Genomic DNA, 263 nt, shown 5'->3' with positions numbered 1-263 from the left:
GCTACGCCGGTGTGGGCAGCGCCAGCAGCGCCAACTACACCGTGAACACCGGAGCGCAAGACACGACGGCCCCGGTACTCGACACGGCCACGGTCCGCGGCAACCAACTGGTGCTGCGCTTCAACGACGCGAACCCATTGGACGCGACCCTGGAGCACAAGCCGGCGGGCGATGCCTTTACGGTGCGCGTCGGCAGCGCGGCGAACGCCGTCACCGCGGTCGCCGTGGACGCGCAGGCCAAGACCGTCACGCTGACGCTGAGC

1 protein-coding gene is annotated in these 263 nt (G+C 70.0%); it reads left to right on the top strand.

The window, feature by feature from the left end:
* A partial coding sequence (locus tag D5041_RS21955) for a SwmB domain-containing protein (protein ID WP_321162584.1) occupies positions 1 to 263 on the top strand: 263 nt, incomplete at both ends.

Source organism: Verminephrobacter aporrectodeae subsp. tuberculatae (assembly GCF_026127385.1).
GTDB classification, from domain to species: Bacteria; Pseudomonadota; Gammaproteobacteria; order Burkholderiales; family Burkholderiaceae_C; genus Acidovorax; species Acidovorax aporrectodeae.
This window is presented reverse-complemented; position numbering and strand designations above follow the sequence as displayed.